The organism is Wolbachia endosymbiont of Ctenocephalides felis wCfeT, assembly GCF_012277295.1.
Classification (GTDB): Bacteria; Pseudomonadota; Alphaproteobacteria; order Rickettsiales; family Anaplasmataceae; genus Wolbachia.
This window is the reverse complement of sequence record NZ_CP051156.1, coordinates 949,128-967,368: the sequence shown is the minus strand read 5'-3', so window position 1 is coordinate 967,368 and position 18,241 is coordinate 949,128. Positions and strand designations below refer to the sequence as shown.

General features: G+C 34.9%; 12 protein-coding genes and 3 pseudogenes. 10 read left to right on the top strand and 5 right to left on the bottom strand.

The genetic code is table 11. From position 1 onward, the window contains the following. Positions 1-138: 138 nt before the first annotated feature. Positions 139-1,499, top strand: a pseudogene (gene tnpC, locus HF197_RS04705) (IS66 family transposase). 56 nt (positions 1,500-1,555) lie between these two features. Here the strand turns inward: tnpC (HF197_RS04705) and HF197_RS04700 are convergent. After that, positions 1,556-2,296 (bottom strand): type I glutamate--ammonia ligase, encoded by a 741-nt coding sequence (locus tag HF197_RS04700; RefSeq protein ID WP_168464451.1) that lies wholly within the window; start codon positions 2,294-2,296, stop codon positions 1,556-1,558. Between the two features lie 299 nt (positions 2,297-2,595). Between HF197_RS04700 and dnaA the strand changes: the two genes are divergently transcribed. The 3 genes from dnaA (at position 2,596) to HF197_RS04685 (ending at position 6,522) form a co-directional block, all read left to right on the top strand. Next, positions 2,596-3,978, top strand: a complete 1,383-nt coding sequence (gene dnaA, locus HF197_RS04695; protein ID WP_168464450.1) for a chromosomal replication initiator protein DnaA — start codon at positions 2,596-2,598, stop codon at positions 3,976-3,978. Positions 3,979-4,101: 123 nt separating this feature from the next. Then, positions 4,102-5,799, top strand: a complete 1,698-nt coding sequence (locus HF197_RS04690) for an ABC transporter ATP-binding protein (protein WP_168464449.1) — start codon at positions 4,102-4,104, stop codon at positions 5,797-5,799. 84 nt (positions 5,800-5,883) lie between these two features. After that, positions 5,884-6,522 (top strand): hypothetical protein, encoded by a 639-nt coding sequence (locus tag HF197_RS04685; RefSeq protein WP_168464448.1) that lies wholly within the window; start codon positions 5,884-5,886, stop codon positions 6,520-6,522. Here the strand turns inward: HF197_RS04685 and tnpC (HF197_RS04680) are convergent. Beyond that, positions 6,502-7,862: pseudogene (gene tnpC, locus HF197_RS04680) on the bottom strand (IS66 family transposase). The gene HF197_RS04685 and the pseudogene tnpC (HF197_RS04680) overlap by 21 nt on opposite strands. A 40-nt stretch (positions 7,863-7,902) precedes the next feature. On the opposite strand from tnpC (HF197_RS04680), the gene HF197_RS04675 reads away from it, so the two are divergent. After that, entirely contained in the window at positions 7,903-8,487 is a 585-nt protein-coding gene (locus HF197_RS04675) for a ComF family protein (RefSeq protein ID WP_168464447.1), read from the top strand. Positions 8,488-8,527: 40 nt separating this feature from the next. Here the strand turns inward: HF197_RS04675 and HF197_RS04670 are convergent, their stop codons facing one another. Continuing rightward, entirely contained in the window at positions 8,528-9,460 is a 933-nt protein-coding gene (locus tag HF197_RS04670; protein WP_168464446.1) for a P44/Msp2 family outer membrane protein, read from the bottom strand. Between the two features lie 122 nt (positions 9,461-9,582). Further along, entirely contained in the window at positions 9,583-10,095 is a 513-nt protein-coding gene (locus HF197_RS04665) for a hypothetical protein (protein ID WP_168464445.1), read from the bottom strand. A gap of 196 nt (positions 10,096-10,291) precedes the next feature. On the opposite strand from HF197_RS04665, the gene mnmE reads away from it, so the two are divergent. From mnmE to HF197_RS04650, 3 genes and pseudogenes are all read left to right on the top strand, one after another. Continuing rightward, complete coding sequence (gene mnmE / locus HF197_RS04660) at positions 10,292-11,623, top strand: tRNA uridine-5-carboxymethylaminomethyl(34) synthesis GTPase MnmE (protein ID WP_168464901.1); 1,332 nt, start codon at positions 10,292-10,294, stop codon at positions 11,621-11,623. Positions 11,624-11,844: 221 nt separating this feature from the next. Then, positions 11,845-13,205 (top strand): annotated as a pseudogene (tnpC, locus tag HF197_RS04655) (IS66 family transposase). 149 nt (positions 13,206-13,354) lie between these two features. Next, a complete protein-coding gene (locus tag HF197_RS04650) occupies positions 13,355-14,485 on the top strand; it encodes a cation:dicarboxylate symporter family transporter (RefSeq protein ID WP_168464444.1) in 1,131 nt (376 codons plus the stop codon). Here HF197_RS04650 and HF197_RS04645 read toward each other — a convergent pair. Further along, positions 14,478-16,487, bottom strand: coding sequence for a heme lyase CcmF/NrfE family subunit (locus tag HF197_RS04645; RefSeq protein WP_168464443.1), 2,010 nt, complete (start codon positions 16,485-16,487; stop codon positions 14,478-14,480). The genes HF197_RS04650 and HF197_RS04645 overlap by 8 nt on opposite strands. Before the next feature lie 133 nt (positions 16,488-16,620). Between HF197_RS04645 and HF197_RS04640 the strand changes: the two genes are divergently transcribed. Then, complete coding sequence (locus HF197_RS04640; protein ID WP_168464442.1) at positions 16,621-17,157, top strand: hypothetical protein; 537 nt, start codon at positions 16,621-16,623, stop codon at positions 17,155-17,157. A gap of 68 nt (positions 17,158-17,225) precedes the next feature. After that, a complete protein-coding gene (locus HF197_RS04635) occupies positions 17,226-18,182 on the top strand; it encodes an IS5 family transposase (protein WP_168464285.1) in 957 nt (318 codons plus the stop codon). Positions 18,183-18,241: the final 59 nt, after the last annotated feature.

Here is an 18,241-nt window from a genome sequence, read left to right as displayed (position 1 = left end):
TTTGCTTATGGAAAGAACTGGATCCCGGTGTCTGGGCACTGGGATGACATCCTTTTGTTGTATCCATTCAGCCGGGCGGTAAAATAAAGAGTAGACAAGGAATGCTAAAAAGGTAAACTAGAGTGGCTGTGAGGTAATATGGTTGATCTTTTAGAATTTTGCGAAAGTTTAAGCAGACTATAGAAAAGTTAGAAACAAAAATAGAAGAGCTTAAAGCAGAAAATAAAGCGCTAAGGATCGAAAACGCTGAGTTAAAAGAAAGGCTTGGCTTAAGTTCAAAAAATTCATCTATACCAAGCTCCAAAGAATTATATAAGATGAGGGAAAATAAGCCAAAAAGTGACAGGAAAGTAGGAGCACAGGTTGGACATAAAGGCAGTTACCGCCCTAAAATGGAGGCAGATGAGATGGTAAAAATAGAACTGCCCAATACGTGTGAGTGCGGAGGAGAAATTGCGGTATCAAAAGATCCGTATACTCATCAAAAGGTCGATTTGCCGGAAATCAAGCCGTATGTAGTTGAATATCAACTAGAGCATGGACGTTGCAAAAGATGTGGAAAAAGAAAAAGTAGCAAGCTACAAGAAGGAGTAACTGCGGACACATTTGGTCCAAGAGTTAAGTCAGTAATTACAGCATTAAGTGGATTTTACAAGAATTCGAAAAAAGAAGTGGCAAATATTATAAAGGACATTTTCAACCTGGATATCAGCGTCGGTAGTGTATCAAATAGCGAGGCTAGAGTGGCAGAAAAATGCCAAGAAGCATATGAGCAAATTGAGGAAGAGGTAAGCAAGAGCAAAATTTTACATATCGATGAAACTAGCCATTACAACAAAGGTAAACAGGGCTGGTGCTGGATGTTTGCGAGCAAAATAGGAAGTGTGATCAAATTGACAGAGTCAAGAGGGATGAAAGTCCTGGAAAATAGTAAATTTGGAAAGAATAACAACCTAGTAGTGACCGACAGATATGCAGCTTACAACTACTTTTCCAGCAAGAAAAGGCAGGTCTGTTGGGCACATTTAGCAAGAGATTTTGAAAGGTTGTCTCATAGTTGGAATAGCGAAGTGAAAGTTTTGGGGTATTATTTAAGGAATGTTGCTACTGAATTATTTGCATTGAAAAAAGCTCTGTTAAAGGATGAAATAGACACATTAAGGTTCATAAGAAGAGCAAGAAAATTACGCAAGCGAACGAGATATTACTTAAAGAATATATCAAATTTACCCGAGGCAATTGGAGCGTCTCGAGTAGCAAAAAATATCATGAAATCGGATCTGATGATGTGGAAATTTTTGGACGATCCAGAAAATATTCCACTGACAAACAACTATGCTGAGCGACAGATTCGGCATTACGTTGTTTACCGAAAAGTTTCATATTTTATACAATCGAAACGGGGAAATATGTTTCTTGAGAGGATAATTTCATTGTACTTGACTTGGAGGCAAAAGAAGTTAAATCCTTTTCAAAACCTACTGGCTATTGCTTCTTAAGCCATACACCTGAATGGATACACTTAAATTACCTTGTTATATATTCTGAGATAGGTTTAATTTTTTGAATTTATGCGTAGAACTTCCATTTTATATTGAGAATCAGATGCAACACCATACACTCGATTTGGTGGAGTAACCTTATTCATTATACCAAAAACCATGCCTTCAATTATAACTTCAAGCACTTTTTCAAGATCACAATCAGCTCCGGGAACACGATGTTCTAAGCGACATTTTTTAAAGTCATTACCAAAATTGGGAATCCTTATCGCAGCAGTCCTGTTATTTACTCCCCAGCTAACAGTGGTAGGAGTGTGAATATCTGGGTATTGAAACCTTAAATACGAGTCATCATTTGGAGCAAAAAATAACATGTGTTTGTTCATCATTGCGCATAATCCACCAATACTATGCAGCAGGTAGTCACTATAGTTTTGTTCACTACAATAAAATAGATTGTTATTATTTGAATCTATTAAGTTAATATGCACATTCAGTGCACTACCCGCCCTATCTAAATATGGTTTTGCTTTGAAGGAAATGTTTCCACCTGCTGCCTCAGAAAGTAATTCCTTTACTAATGTAAAATGTTTTATAAGATCATTGAAATTCCTATAACAATCACTTTTTACTTCATATTGATCTACAGAGTTTTCTCTCTCACACAAAAATCCCAGAGGCGATATTTTATCTCTAGCGTTTTTTAGAAAAAGATTTTCTTCTACTCCCTCAACATAAAACTCTAGTTCAATACCGCATACTGCACGTATTTCATAATCTTTTAATATAATCATAAACTTGTTTTAATAAATCTATAGCTATATTGACATGAAAGCTTCACTTATTTTCCAATAAATTTAACATATTATTTAGGTGTAAGATATCATAATTTTTAGTCATCTGTCACTAATCCTCGATACAAGCTAGATTTACGTTTTTTTTACTTTTCGAAAGTAAAAATAGTGCTTTTACACCCTTTACAACGTATCAAAAAGCCACCATAATCTCCGATGTATATTTAAAGCTTTGAGTTTGTCATAAGCTTTTGATTATCTTATATTTTCTAATTATTGCTTTTTCTTTGGTGTGGTATATGAACTTAATTAACCCTAAGGTTTCTACTATGTTTTTTGACCAAATTGTTACAGTTACAAATCACAATATTATTTGGGAGAAAATACAGAATTATCTCTACAATCTCTATGGAGAAGCCACTTATAATAGTTGGCTCAGCTCACTCAAGTTTATTAGCAGCAGAAATGGTGAAGTTTTATTATCAGTATCAACAAGATTCATAAAAGAATGGATAGCAATTCATTATATGGAAAAAATATTATCATTATGGCAAAATGAAGACGGAAATATACATTCAATTGATATTCAGGTGGTTGAAGAAAAGAGCTCAAATTGTAACACCATATTGAAAAATACAGAAGAAATTAATCGCAATCTTGGTTCACCGCTAGACCCAAGATTTACCTTTGATAATTTTGTAGTAGGAAAACCAAATGAATTGGCATTTACAGCAGCAAAACGCGTAGCAGAGTCTGTGGATCCAATACCAGGCAGCAATCCTCTATTTTTATATGGAGGAGTTGGGCTTGGTAAAACACATCTAATGCATGCCATAGCTTGGTACATAGTTAACTCTCCATCTGTAAAAAGAAAGGTAGTATATTTATCAGCAGAAAAATTTATGTACCAATATATCACAGCACTGCGAAGCAAGGATATTATGCTATTTAAAGAGCAATTTAGGTCGGTAGATGTATTAATGGTGGATGATGTGCAATTTATTAGTGGTAAAGATAGTACCCAAGAAGAATTCTTTCACACTTTCAACGCATTGATAGACCAAAATAAACAACTAGTAATATCAGCTGATAGATCTCCTAGCGACCTTGACGGAGTGGAAGAAAGAATAAAATCTCGACTTGGCTGGGGACTAGTTGCAGATATCAATGAGACAACCTTTGAATTGAGGCTAGGTATACTGCAAGCTAAAATAGAGCAAATGAATATGTATGTCCCTAAAGATGTACTTGAATTTTTAGCAAGGAACATAAAATCTAATATAAGAGAATTGGAAGGAGCGCTAAATAAAGTTGCCCATACTTCGTTAATTGGAAGGAGTATGACAGTAGAATCAGCAAGTGAAACTCTGATAGACCTTTTAAGATCTAATCATAAATCAATTACAATAGAAGAAATACAAAAGAAAGTAGCAGAGTTTTACAATATAAAAACTGCAGATATGCAGTCCAATAGAAGGCTCCGTAGCCTTGCAAGACCAAGGCAAATAGCTATGTATTTCGCTAAGAAGTTCACACAAAAAAGTTTACCTGATATTGGAAGAAGTTTCGGTGGAAGAGATCATGCAACTGTGATACACGCAGTAAAGCAAATAGAAAACTTCATTAAAAATGATACACAATTTGCTGATGAAATTAATCAGCTGAAAAAGGGGTTTAAATAACGCCTTTCTGAGCAACAATAAATTGCTGATTTAGGCTTTTTTTGATGAATCTTGGTTAGCTATAGCTTTCTTCTTTCTCCTAAATCTAAAATTCATATACTTAACTCTGTAGATTTTAAATATATGCGATCCGACATTAAGCAATTATTTTACTATATAAAACCGAACCTATCTTATTTCATTACAGCCTTTATTGCTGTTTTGTTTTCAGCTTTAACAATTCTCCTTTTCGGCAGAGGTTTGAGCAATATAATCGATTCTGGTACTGAGCATCATTTTACTAACGAATTATTGGTTGCAATACTTATAGTTCTGGCTATGTCCATTACTGCATTTATGAGGCTATATTTCATTGGCATTGGTAGTGAAAAAGTTATCGCGAAAATCAGATATGATCTTTATAGCAACATCACCAACCTACAACCAAGCTTCTTTGAAAATACGGGTGTGCAAGACGTCATATCAGCATTAATTACTGATACAACTGTGCTGCAATCAATAATAAATAGTAGCCTGCTCACCATACTGCGAAACTTTGTAATGCTGGTCGGTAGTATGGTAATGTTACTATATACCAACATGCAGCTAACTGCGTATGCAATTGCCATAATACCTATCCTTCTAATCATTATGACTTCACTTGGAAAAAAAGTCCGTAGCTATTCCCGCTTTGCTCAAGATAAGTTAACTGAGCTTGCATCGTTTAGTGAGGAGAATTTTAGATCCATAGTCACTATTAAATCTTTTGTGCTGGAAGAAAATGAAAAAACCCGTTTTAAGCGATATTTAAGTTCAGCATCAAAATCATATATGAAATTAGTGCTTTTGCGAGCTATTTTAGTGACTCTGATTATTACGTGCGTAATAGGATCGCTAGTTATTTTGCTTTTTTTTGGTGTCCAAGAAGTTTTAAACAAAAATATGACCATAGGAGAGTTATCTTCATTTGTGTTTTATTCAGCACTTGCAGCAGGGGCTATAAATAACTTAAGCGATAACATCAGTGACCTGCAACGAGGTTTAGGAATTGTTGAGCGCCTGTTTGAATTCAAAAATATGAAGAGTTCTATAGTAGATGCTAATAATCCTATAAAAATTAGTCATGTCCAAAAAAAAATTGCATTAAATGATGTAACATTTTCTTATGCTGAAAAACTGGCATTAAATAACGTATCATTTTCCATAGAGGCAGGCAAATCAGTGTCAATTGTTGGACCTTCTGGCAGCGGTAAAAGCACCATCTTAAAACTGCTACTCAGATTTCATGATCCAAACAGTGGCAGTATTACTATCGATGGACACAATATTAAATCAATTGCATTAAATGATTTAAGATCGCTGTTTGGTTTAGTACCGCAAGATCATATGATATTTTCATGTTCAATAATGGAAAATATATTATATGGCAACCCAAATGCTGAATATGAAGAGGTAAGACAAGCAGCCATCAGTGCTTATGCAACGGAATTCATAGAGAAGCTACCAGAAAAATTCAACACATTTGTAGGAAAAAGAGGGCTAAAACTTTCTGAAGGGCAAAAACAACGTATTATCATAGCAAGAGCTATACTTAAAAATCCTCAGATTTTAATACTAGATGAAGCAACTTCAGCTCTTGATTACGAGAGTGAAAATCTAGTGCAAAAAGCCTTGAGTAAATTAATGCAAAATAGAACAACGATTATCATTACACACAGACTATCCACTGCACTAAAAACTGACAAGATTATAGTGATTAATCACGGTAAAGTAGAAGAAATAGGTACTCACGACTCTTTAATAAATCAGGATGGTCTATACGCAAAATTGTCAAAGATCTAATTTAATTTTGAATAAATATTAAGAAGTTAGTATATTGTTAGTAATATTATGCTAAAATGAGCATAAATAACACAGGAGAACATTATGAAATGCAGTAACAAGCCACTAAGATCATATTCTGAGTACCTTCCAAAACATGACAATTCATCCAAAAACTTGTCGAAAGCATGGGAAGAAGCAAAAGGATACCTTCTTCCTCAACAAGTAGGAAAATATGACAATCCATTTCCTTTTATACCCGAGTACCTGCAGACAGGAGACATGACGTATGATGGCCCTAAATTCATGACAACATATGGCAGACACGGAGATGCAGCAAGCTACGGATTGGCTCTAGATGCACTTGGAAAAGTTGCTGGATTAACTGGAGATGCAGTAAAGGATATAGCAAACTATCTTGCTGTGCCTGTGAGTGGGCATATTATGAAAGGAATTTCACCAATTGTTAAGGTTGCTATAAAAGATATAGCATTCCCTTTGGGAAAAACTGTTGCGAAAGAGCTTGCAGGGGAAACTAAAGAGCTAATGCAATATTTCGCAAAACACATGGAAGGTTTCATAAAAACACAAACAAAACTAATTGTACAAGATATAAACGAGAAAATGACAAAAATGCCAGGCGAAATTATGGCGGGTATAAAAGCCATGCTCCCTAAGTTCCCTGGTTGGGGCGCACCTACAGTATCCATTCAGGTGTATGGCTTAAGAAGCAATAGCCAGTAGGTTTTGAAAAGGATTTAACTTCTTTTGCCTCCAAGTCAAGTACAATGAAATTATCCTCTCAAGAAACATATTTCCCCGTTTCGATTGTGTAAAATATGAAACTTTTCGGTAAACAACGTAATGCCGAATCTGTTGCTCAGCATAGTTGTTTGTCAGTGGAATATTTTCTGGATCGTCCAAAAATTTCCACATCATCAGATCCGATTTCATGATATTTTTTGCTACTCGAGACGCTCCAATTGCCTCGGGTAAATTTGATATATTCTTTAAGTAATATCTCGTTCGCTTGCATAATTTTCTTGCTCTTCTTATGAACCTTAATGTGTCTATTTCATCCTTTAACAGAGCTTTTTTCAATGCAAATAATTCAGTAGCAACATTCCTTAAATAATACCCCAAAACTTTCACTTCGCTATTCCAACTATGAGACAACCTTTCAAAATCTCTTGCTAAATGTGCCCAACAGACCTGCCTTTTCTTGCTGGAAAAGTAGTTGTAAGCTGCATATCTGTCGGTCACTACTAGGTTGTTATTCTTTCCAAATTTACTATTTTCCAGGACTTTCATCCCTCTTGACTCTGTCAATTTGATCACACTCCCTATTTTGCTCGCAAACATCCAGCACCAGCCCTGTTTACCTTTGTTGTAATGGCTAGTTTCATCGATATGTAAAATTTTGCTCTTGCTTACCTCTTCCTCAATTTGCTCATATGCTTCTTGGCATTTTTCTGCCACTCTAGCCTCACTATTTGATACACTACCGACGCTGATATCCAGGTTGAAAATGTCCTTTATAATATTTGCCACTTCTTTTTTCGAATTCTTGTAAAATCCACTTAATGCTGCAATTACTGACTTAACTCTTGGACCAAATGTGTCCGCAGTTACTCCTTCTTGTAGCTTGCTACTTTTTCTTTTTCCACATCTTTTGCAACGTCCATGCTCTAGTTGATATTCAACTACATACGGCTTGATTTCCGGCAAATCGACCTTTTGATGAGTATACGGATCTTTTGATACCGCAATTTCTCCTCCGCACTCACACGTATTGGGCAGTTCTATTTTTACCATCTCATCTGCCTCCATTTTAGGGCGGTAACTGCCTTTATGTCCAACCTGTGCTCCTACTTTCCTGTCACTTTTTGGCTTATTTTCCCTCATCTTATATAATTCTTTGGAGCTTGGTATAGATGAATTTTTTGAACTTAAGCCAAGCCTTTCTTTTAACTCAGCGTTTTCGATCCTTAGCGCTTTATTTTCTGCTTTAAGCTCTTCTATTTTTGTTTCTAACTTTTCTATAGTCTGCTTAAACTTTCGCAAAATTCTAAAAGATCAACCATATTACCTCACAGCCACTCTAGTTTACCTTTTTAGCATTCCTTGTCTACTCTTTATTTTACCGCCCGGCTGAATGGATACTTTACAGATGATATTCATACATGCGGCAAGTGTATCGTTAATCCTCCGCCATTTAAAGTATTAAGGTCAGTGTTTGCTTATGATCAGCATAGTAAAAACATGATCATAAATTTTAAATTTTTTGATAACTTAAATTACGTAAAAACCTTTGCAAAGTGGATATACCAGGCAAATCATGATGTATTTAAAAGTGCAAAGGTTATAATCCCTGTTCCATTGCATAGAATGCGCCTACTCAAACGTAAGTATAATCAAGCAGCGTTACTGGCAAAAGAGTTGAGCAAATTATCTGATTTATTTTATACACCATTTGCAATAAGACGCACTTGCAATACTGTACCACAAGCTGGCCTTTCATTAAAACAACGTGAAAAAAATCTAAAAAAAGTTTTTAGTGTAAGCAATAAAGAAGTCGTTAAAGATAAAATTGTAATATTAGTTGATGATGTGGTAACAACCGGCTCAACAGCACGATCTTGCTCTCAGGAAATTTTAAACTCCGGTGCAAGGGAGGTAAGAGTTCTCTCGCTTGCACGAACCATATAAACTCTTTCCTTCCGGTATGGTAACATTACCAATAGCAAGATTAGATATTAAACGTTAGCCTAACTTCTAAAGCATGATGAGCAAATTTGCTTTCAACAGTTGCAGTAGTTGAGCCTGCGTACCCTATTTTTTCATTATAACTACTGCCATAGTATATATCAGGTATTTTTGCAGTTGGGTCTACTTTAGTAAAAGTGCTGCCTAAAACACCGAAATATCTATAGCCGGCAGATATTTTGGTTGTATCATTGATATTGTATCTTACCCCAACCTTTCCTTGGTAAGCAGGCTTGAAGTGAGATACTCCTAGAAATTTAATATTAGTTAATCCTGCACCAATACCAGCGTATGGTGTTATATTACTCTCATTATTCAAGTAATAGTAAGCATTTATCATAGCTGCAATATTACGAAATCCCTCATTTTTCATTTTAAATGCACTATGTAACTGTCTTCTTCCATTTCCACCTGCTCCATCGTCTATTATACTTTCCCACTCATGTATATTGGGCGAAGTAGCACTTTCAAATTTACCATCCTTATTTTTTATGTGGTAATCAGTAACACCAGTCTTATTATCTGGGAGATTGCGGTATAGTTCTACGTACCAATCTTTTGTAGTAACTGATGAAACAAGATCTTCAAGCTCTATTCCAAAATTTCCAATCTTATAACCAATGGAAACGCTACCTAAAAAATCCCCCGTGTATTTAGGATCGTAGCCTTCCTTAGCATTGTCATTGCTATCTAAGCTAAAAATTTTTTCCGTTGTTACACTCTCCACGTCTTCTTTTGCACTAAATGGGACGATGTTAGGTATTACTTTACCAAGATTAAGACCCATATAAAAGTTGCCTTCTTTTTCATCTGAATAATGGCTGTTTTCATAAGCAGAGGATGCATTTGATATGGAGGTTAATAATAATGTTGCTAATGCTGTTTTACATAGCAGTTTTCTATTTAATATATTCACAAATTACCTCAAATTAATTAGATTGCTAGCAGTATATTTGTATGAATTAATAAAACAAGTGAAATTTTTAAATAAAGTGTTTTAAATAGATCTTATATAAAAAGTCTTTGCTATATCAGGCCTTACCTGTAGTAAGATAGGAAATCAAATGTTAATCCAATTTCTAAAGATGAAAAAATTTGGATTAACGATGGTTCTTGCATTGCAGCAGGAACAACAGATTGATCTACTGGAGAAGTGAATTTAAAGGTGATTAATGCGTTTAGTATATTGCTTACTCTAAAATTCATACCCACCTTGCCATGATAAGCATAGCACAATATATCTTCACCTCTTGAGCCTATAAAGACCATTGTTCCTATGCCAACTCCAACGTATGGTGTATCATCTTCATTGTCAAAATAATAGTAAGCATTTATTGTTTTCGTTAAACTGGGGCTTGATGTACGCAGGTATGAGCCTTCAAGCCCAACTTTAATATTGCCATATGAATAGCCAACAGAAGCGCCGTCAAAAAATATCAGAGCTCCTGACAATGTAATACCAGAGTTAATACCTATATAAAAATTTTCCTTTGTTTTATACTGATGTTTATCATTACTGTTTTCCTTCTCACCATTATCAGCAAAAGACACACTTGATGCGAAGATTAATAACAGTATTGCAATTGCTGTTTTGAATAGTAGTTTTTTACTCAACACATCTGTAAATATTTACATATACTATTAATAGTATATGTAAACTAACAAAGCGAGTAAAAATTCTGGATATTTTTGAGTTAGGTGTTTTAGCCTTTCAAGTGTAAAATTGCTAAGAAATAAACCAGTCTATATGACCAATACAAATGACACTATTTTTGCTTTATCAACCGTATTTGGTAAGTCAGGAGTTGCGGTAATTAGAATTTCTGGCAATGATGCACTAAAGACTTTGAACCACTTCAATGTTAAGAAAGATGTTATACCAAGATTTGCTACTTTGGTTGATCTTTATGATAGCTCCAGCCAGTTAATAGATAATGGAATAATCATTTATTTTCCTGCTCCAAATAGTTTTACAGGTGAGGATGTTATAGAGCTACAAGTGCATGGTAGCAAAGCGGTTATAAAGATCATTTTAGAGGAATTATCAAAGGTTTTTGCTATAGCAAAGCCCGGAGAGTTTTCACTCAGAGCTTTTCTAAATGGTAAATTTGACTTAACTCAAATAGAAGGAATTGCTGATCTCATTGATGCTGAAACAAAAATGCAAGCAAGGCAAGCTGTTAAGCAGATGTCAGGCGAATTAGAGAGGTTATATAATGGTTGGAGACAGAAGTTAATATTGATACAATCAAAAATCGAAGCTTATATAGATTTTCCAGAAGATATCACCACAGAAAAACATGAATTGGAGAAAATTAATAATGAAGTGCAGCTGCTGATACAGTCAATAAAAGAGCATCTAAATGACAATAGGCGAGGTGAGAGGTTACGTGAAGGCTTGCATGTTGTAATAACTGGCGAGCCAAATTCTGGTAAATCAACATTATTTAATTTTTTAGCTAAGCGCGATATTGCTATTGTTTCCGAATATGCAGGTACGACCAGAGACGTGCTTGAAGCTCATGTTGATATTGGTGGATATCCTATTATCCTTTATGACACTGCTGGAATTCGAGAAAGCTCAGATCCTATAGAATCAGAGGGTATAAATCGAGCAAAGAAAAAGTCTAGTGAAGCTGATATAAGAATAGAATTACTTCCTTATAGCACTGAAGTAACCACCGCTTCTACAGAGATCAGCCAAAGCGATACTATTTATGTTCTAAGCAAAGCTGACGATATCACTAATGATTGCAATATAAAGATTAACGGCATAGATTTCTTGCCTATTTCCATTTTAAAAAGAACAGGGATGGATAAGTTGATATCTGCTATAAAAGCAAAAGCAGAGGAAAAATTTGGGGGTGATCGAGATATTCCAGTAATAACCAGGCAGAGACATAGGAATTGCATGCTGAAGGCGCTGAAACATCTGCAGCGTTTTGATATTGATAATCCGATTGAGTTAATATCGGAAGAATTAAGACTTGCTGCACTTGAGCTTGGAGCGGTGACTGGAATTATTAACGTTGAAGAGATATTGGATAACATATTCAGCAGCTTTTGCGTTGGCAAGTAGAGTAGATTACTTTCTATTTTATCGTGAAGATAATAAATTAAGCATGTCAGTATCCATTCAGGGGTATGGCTTAAGAAGCAATAGCCAGTAGGTTTTGAAAAGGATTTAACTTCTTTTGCCTCCAAGTCAAGTACAATGAAATGTATCCATTCAGCCGGGCGGTAAAATAAAGAGTAGACAAGGAATGCTAAAAAGGTAAACTAGAGTGGCTGTGAGGTAATATGGTTGATCTTTTAGAATTTTGCGAAAGTTTAAGCAGACTATAGAAAAGTTAGAAACAAAAATAGAAGAGCTTAAAGCAGAAAATAAAGCGCTAAGGATCGAAAACGCTGAGTTAAAAGAAAGGCTTGGCTTAAGTTCAAAAAATTCATCTATACCAAGCTCCAAAGAATTATATAAGATGAGGGAAAATAAGCCAAAAAGTGACAGGAAAGTAGGAGCACAGGTTGGACATAAAGGCAGTTACCGCCCTAAAATGGAGGCAGATGAGATGGTAAAAATAGAACTGCCCAATACGTGTGAGTGCGGAGGAGAAATTGCGGTATCAAAAGATCCGTATACTCATCAAAAGGTCGATTTGCCGGAAATCAAGCCGTATGTAGTTGAATATCAACTAGAGCATGGACGTTGCAAAAGATGTGGAAAAAGAAAAAGTAGCAAGCTACAAGAAGGAGTAACTGCGGACACATTTGGTCCAAGAGTTAAGTCAGTAATTACAGCATTAAGTGGATTTTACAAGAATTCGAAAAAAGAAGTGGCAAATATTATAAAGGACATTTTCAACCTGGATATCAGCGTCGGTAGTGTATCAAATAGCGAGGCTAGAGTGGCAGAAAAATGCCAAGAAGCATATGAGCAAATTGAGGAAGAGGTAAGCAAGAGCAAAATTTTACATATCGATGAAACTAGCCATTACAACAAAGGTAAACAGGGCTGGTGCTGGATGTTTGCGAGCAAAATAGGAAGTGTGATCAAATTGACAGAGTCAAGAGGGATGAAAGTCCTGGAAAATAGTAAATTTGGAAAGAATAACAACCTAGTAGTGACCGACAGATATGCAGCTTACAACTACTTTTCCAGCAAGAAAAGGCAGGTCTGTTGGGCACATTTAGCAAGAGATTTTGAAAGGTTGTCTCATAGTTGGAATAGCGAAGTGAAAGTTTTGGGGTATTATTTAAGGAATGTTGCTACTGAATTATTTGCATTGAAAAAAGCTCTGTTAAAGGATGAAATAGACACATTAAGGTTCATAAGAAGAGCAAGAAAATTACGCAAGCGAACGAGATATTACTTAAAGAATATATCAAATTTACCCGAGGCAATTGGAGCGTCTCGAGTAGCAAAAAATATCATGAAATCGGATCTGATGATGTGGAAATTTTTGGACGATCCAGAAAATATTCCACTGACAAACAACTATGCTGAGCGACAGATTCGGCATTACGTTGTTTACCGAAAAGTTTCATATTTTATACAATCGAAACGGGGAAATATGTTTCTTGAGAGGATAATTTCATTGTACTTGACTTGGAGGCAAAAGAAGTTAAATCCTTTTCAAAACCTACTGGCTATTGCTTCTTAAGCCATACACCTGATAAGCCATACACCTGAATGGATACAAAGTGAAGTTACCATTAAAACAACTTAAATTTTCATAAAAAATCTACTATAGTTTTATTTACTTAATATTAAACTTACCTTATATATCGTTAGTATATTACTATATGAATCATGTTACAATTGTTGACTTTACTTGCTGTTATTATTTCAGTTGCGTTTTTCGGTCATTTAGCTTCAGTGGAGGAGACAACCTTTTTGTATTCTGTAAGTTTAAGCATCAAAGAAGTCCTGCTATTTATAATGCCGTTTATTGTTTTTGCATTAATTTTTAGCAGCATCAATAATCTTAAGCAATCAGCTGTAAAGTTCATAATATTACTTGTAATAACAATATTTTTGTCAAACTTAGCTTCAAGTTTGATAGCATATTCAGTTGGGCATTTTATTGTGCAGAGCGCTCATTCGATACAAAATATGGAGTATAAAGAAACAGTTACACCTTTGTGGTCATTTAAGTTACCTATGCTATTTTCTAATTTTCACGCCCTTGCTTATGGGTGTGTGTCTAGTATAGTACTATCCACACTTTTACCTAAAAAAAGCAAAGAACTCTCAGATAAAATGTCAGATTTAACTCTCTTTGTGCTAAAAGTACTTTTAACTCCAATCGTTCCAGTATTCGTGCTTGGACTTGTTTTAAAAATGCAGCATGATCAAGTTCTATCTGTAATATTTAAAGACTATTCGATAATCTTCATTATTATTACATCTGCAGCCTACTTTTATGTTTTTCTTTTGTATGGAGCAGCAAGTTCATTTAGGGTCATACGCTGGATAGCTAGCATAAGTAATATGGCACCAGCATTTATTACTGCAATGAGCACTATGTCTAGCAATGCAACTATGCCTCTGACTCTTGAGGGATGTAAGAAAAATACAAAACAACAAGATACCACGTCATCTGTAGTGCCAATAACTGCCAGCTTTCATTTAGTGGGAGATTGTTTTTTTATTATAATATTGTCAATGATAATCGCTTCTGGTTATGCATTGTCTACAACGGACTACATAACCTTCCTTCTTTATTTTTTATTGTTCAAGTTTGCCATTGTTGCAGTGCCAGCAGGGGGGATTGTAGTGATGTTACCTATTTTAGAAAAATACCTACAATTTTCCCCGGAGATGCTTTCATTAATTACAGCACTATACGTAGTGTTTGATCCAATAATTACCTCAGTAAATGTCATGGGTAATGGTGCATTTACTATGATATTTACTAAATTCTATGATAAGGTTAAATAGTTGAAGACTTTCTAAAAGGTAAAGCAGCAAGAAATGAACCAAAAGCAATTAAAAATGCTCCAAGCCAAATTATCGACATTCCAGGCTTATAATACACTTTAGTTGCAATTTTACTCTTGAGCTTATCAATTTTTCCAATTACAACATAAATGTCAGAAAATAGATTGTGGTAAATACTGCTTTCAACATTCTTCTGGCCTTCAACAAGATAAAATCTATACTCAGGTGTTATTTCACCCAGTAGCTTATTATTCAACAAGTTTCTAATATCCATTGTTCCTTTTACTGCATGGAAATTTTCTTTTTTTATTAACTCAATATTTTTTAATGTAACTTTAAAATTATTAACTGTGATGCCATCCCCTATTCTCAAATAGCTTTCTTTCTTTTCTTGCCAACCAACTGAACAGGCTATGCCAAGCACAAGAATTGCTACCCCTGCATGTGCTAGCATCATTGCATAATATGCTTTTGAGACTTTTTTTATCAATAAAATTGATTCACTAAATGTTGCTTTAAATAAATTAACTCTTTTGCTGTATGCTTCCAAAACAAACACTAATAGCGCTATAGAAACAGTAATTGATGATGCAATCATTATTCCCTTGTAAAAAACAAACGGCAAAATTGCTGCAGCACTGCAGAATGAAAATCTATACTCACGAAATATTGGTAAAAGACTATTTCCTTGCCAACGGCAATATTGCCCGATCATAGTAAGGATTAAAACAGCTAGTGCAATAGGATTAAATAGAGAGTTATAATATGGCGCTCCAACCGAAATTAATTCACCTGTCAAATACTCAAGCAATGTAGGATATAGCGTGCCAACAAATACGACAAAAAATGCAGTAATGAACAATAAATTGTTTACTAGCATCATTGAGGAGCGTGAGAAGAAGGTTTTATTTGATTGAATAGAGTTGGATTCCAGTGTCACGCGCTGGAATGATATAACAGGTATTTTTGTACATATAACAAAAACTGCCAAGCTGCCTATTGTTATGATACCAAGCAAAGCTAATATATAAAGCCCATATCTTGGATCATCGGCAAATGTATGTACTGATGACAATATTCCGGAGCGAACTAAAAATGTTCCTGTAATGCTTAAGATAAAAGTTGTAAGCGTAAGTAAAATGGCAAAGTTTCTTAACTTATTGAAATTTCGTACTACGAGTAATAAATGCGTAAGTGCAACCGCTATTAGCCAGGGCATAAGGGAAACATTTTCAACTGGATCCCAAAACCAAAATCCCCCCCAGCCGAGTTCGCGGTATGCCCACCAACTGCCCAGACCAATACCTAAGGTAAGTAATGACCAAGAAAAAAGCACCCAAGGCCTTACTATTTTAGCCCAGGCATTTCCTTCAATTTTAGTAATTAATCCAGCTATGGAGAGCGAAAAAGGTACACTAAATCCAAGATACCCAAGGTACAATATTGGTGGATGAATAGCAAGCCCTATATCCTGCAATATTGGATTAAAACCCAATCCATCTGTTTCAATACTAACCATTCTTATAAATGGATTAGATTCAATTAAAGTAAATAATAAAAAACCAAAACAGATTAAACTTTGAGTAATTAAAGCAACCCTCTTGAAAGCCCAATCAGGCATAATTTTAGTGGCTCTCAGATTGTCACCAGAGTAGTTGACACTGGAATAGTGCTGGAATGTTTGTCGTATGCAAATATCCATCATCAGCAGATAAAAGGTAAGCACCAAACTCCAAAGTAACATAGATCCCTCTTTATTGCCCCAAACGCCACAGATTTTATAGAGCAAAGGTTTTGTTGTGTGTGAGTGGTAATATACGTTTTCAAGTGAGAAATCGTTTGCAATATGGCAGTAAATCAAAATAGCCATCGATATTACAGTACAGGAAAAAATTGCAATCGTAATCGGTCGAAAAGACTTAGGTAATAAAAATGGCAAAAATGAACATGTAAAAGATAGTAAACATGCTGCAAATAGCAATATATTCCCAAATTCAGACATAATATAGCTGTTTATGTAAATGTTACTGATAATAAATTAAAAGTTAAAGTTTTTATCAATAAATCTGCTTATTGATTTTTTTATAATCTTTGTTATAATTTTAGTATAATTAATAAAGCGTACGGTAATTTATATGTATAGTAATAACACAAAGAAGCACTTTTTCAGTGGCTTTAAAACCGGAGCAATATGTACTGCTCTTGTTTATTTGGTACTATGTCTTCCAATTCTGATTCTGATGCTCCATCTCTCATTCTGGTTCTTAATTGAAGTTGGAGCTGCCCTTGTAGTTTTCTTTGGAGTTATTGCAGGTATGGTCAAATCTTTCTACATTAATAAAAAAGGTGAACAAACTATAACTCCATGTAAAGATGATGCTGCTACTCAACTAAAATCTCAGATGGAAGAAGGTATTAGAGTAATACTATTGAAAGAGACTGGTATTGGTCAAGTGGATACAGGTTGGTATAATGGAAAACTTATAGCTGGTAATCCTGATATACTATTCTTATTTGGCGATAATGATCGGGATAAATATAGAACATATAGTGATAATAATGTTGCATCTGGTGGACAAGCCAATGCTATAAGAGGACAAGGAGAATTCTATGATAGGTGTGAAACAGATGGTGGAAAAAATGGAAATGGAATGGCTTTGTTGCATAGCTAAAGTAAAAAGAACTGGGAGTTACTGACAAAATTCATTATAAACAGGCATTTAACCGACAAAGGAAAAATATGCCAGTCAAAATGAAAGTCAGTAACTGCTACGAATATAACAAATTTCTCCAAGAAAGAGGAAATATTTTTTATTACGTCAACGATGCCATAGAAAATTGGTACGAAAAAAGTCCCAAAATGGCCGGTGGCAACAATATTTATAGTGATAAAGTCGTAATTCTAATTCACATAATAACTTATTTGTTTAGAATAGGCCTAAGACAAACGGTGGGGTTTATAGCGGGATACCTTGAGCAAATAGGAAAAAATTTGCAAGTTATCAGCTATTCCCAGGCTTCCAGAAGATTCAAAAAGCTTAACTTAAAAATTAATGATCGAAGACATGATAAAAACAGTATGGAAAATATTGAGATCGCCATAGATAGCACTGGAATAAGCATCTACAATAATATTCCAGGCCATAGTAAGGCAAACGGTACAGATAGAAAGTACCGTGGCTATAAGCAAACAAGAAAATTGCATGTAATGCTGGAGATAGGTAGCAAAAAAGTCATAGCTGCAAAATACAGTAGTGGAGTTTATTCTGACCACTATGGAGCCTGTGATCTTATTGCAAGGGCTAATGCTAAATACAATATAAGCACACTATATGCAGACAGAGCATATAATCGAAAGAAGTTATACAAATTGTGCAATGAGCTTGGCATAAAGACAAAAATTCCTCTGCAAAACAATGCAGTGGAGCATCCAAAGCTGGATTATATGGCTGAGAGAAATTCTACAATCAAGTTCATAAAGTCATATGGTGAAGATGGTATGAAGAAGTGGAAAAAAGAGATAAATTATGGGAAGAGATCTTATATAGAAAGTTTTTTCTCGCGACTGAAGCAAACATTTGGGTTTAGTTTTAGGAACAAATCTGAGATTAACCGTGAGAAAGAAATGCTACTCAAGTGTTATTTGCTGAACAAATTTACTGAAATAGGCATGGCTAAATTTGAGATAGCTTCATGAATTTATTATGCATTGCCTCCTATCCAAAGAGCGATGTAATAAAGCCATTCTAGCGTCAC

Excerpts from the sequence above, each read along its gene's own strand:
- dnaA (WP_168464450.1), top strand. The coding sequence starts at position 2,596 with ATGAACTTAATTAACCCTAAGGTTTCTACTATGTTTTTTGACCAAATT.
- HF197_RS04690 (WP_168464449.1), top strand. The coding sequence starts at position 4,102 with ATGCGATCCGACATTAAGCAATTATTTTACTATATAAAACCGAACCTA.
- HF197_RS04685 (WP_168464448.1), top strand. The coding sequence starts at position 5,884 with ATGAAATGCAGTAACAAGCCACTAAGATCATATTCTGAGTACCTTCCA.
- HF197_RS04650 (WP_168464444.1), top strand. The coding sequence starts at position 13,355 with ATGTTACAATTGTTGACTTTACTTGCTGTTATTATTTCAGTTGCGTTT.
- HF197_RS04645 (WP_168464443.1), bottom strand. The coding sequence starts at position 16,487 with ATGTCTGAATTTGGGAATATATTGCTATTTGCAGCATGTTTACTATCT.
- HF197_RS04700 (WP_168464451.1), bottom strand. The coding sequence starts at position 2,296 with ATGATTATATTAAAAGATTATGAAATACGTGCAGTATGCGGTATTGAA.
- HF197_RS04640 (WP_168464442.1), top strand. The coding sequence starts at position 16,621 with ATGTATAGTAATAACACAAAGAAGCACTTTTTCAGTGGCTTTAAAACC.
- HF197_RS04635 (WP_168464285.1), top strand. The coding sequence starts at position 17,226 with ATGCCAGTCAAAATGAAAGTCAGTAACTGCTACGAATATAACAAATTT.
- mnmE (WP_168464901.1), top strand. The coding sequence starts at position 10,292 with ATGACCAATACAAATGACACTATTTTTGCTTTATCAACCGTATTTGGT.